The sequence below is a fragment of the Vibrio sp. 1078-1 genome, from assembly GCF_033340475.1.
The window spans coordinates 1-751 of sequence record NZ_JAWOWM010000278.1 but is presented as its reverse complement, the minus strand read 5'-3'; the positions used below and the strand labels follow the sequence as shown (position 1 = coordinate 751).

1 protein-coding gene is annotated in these 751 nt (G+C 46.6%); it reads left to right on the top strand.

The window, feature by feature from the left end; genetic code table 11:
- A partial coding sequence (add, locus tag R7190_RS27090; RefSeq protein ID WP_318137831.1) for an adenosine deaminase occupies positions 1–751 on the top strand: 751 nt, incomplete at both ends.

Genomic DNA, 751 nt, shown 5'->3' with positions numbered 1-751 from the left:
TATCAAGGCGCAAATGTTTTACGCACAGAGCAAGATTTTTATGACCTAACGTGGGAATACTTGGAGCATTGCAAAGCAGACAATGTGATTCATACCGAGATATTCTTCGACCCGCAAACTCACACTGAACGTGGCATTGACTTCGACACCGTACTCAACGGCATTTCTAGAGCGCTGACAGATGGCCGCGAAAAATTAGGCATCACATCGCAGATCATCGCTTGTTTCCTTCGTCATTTGTCAGAAGAAAGCGCGATGGATACACTGCAATCTGTTTTAAAGCATCGCGATAAAATCATTGGTGTGGGGCTAGATTCATCAGAAAAAGGCCATCCACCAGCTAAGTTTTTACGTGTCTTCCAGAAAGCGAAAGAGGCAGGCTTGCTTACCGTGGCACATGCCGGAGAAGAAGGACCAGCGCAAAATATTACCGACGCGATTGAAATGTTGGAAGTGAGCCGCGTTGATCACGGCGTTCGCTGCGTAGAAGATGAAGCTCTAGTGGGATCTCTAATTGAAACCAAAATGCCACTGACCGTTTGCCCGCTGTCTAACATCAAACTTTGCGTGTTTGATGAAATGGGACAGCACAACATCGTAGAGCTTCTGCGTAAAGGCGTGGCGGTAACCATTAACTCTGATGACCCCGTTTACTTTGGTGGCTACATGACCGATAACTTCCTTGCAGTGAATCAAGCACATCCAATGAGCAAAGAAGAACTGGCGAAATTCACGCTCAACGCTATCGATG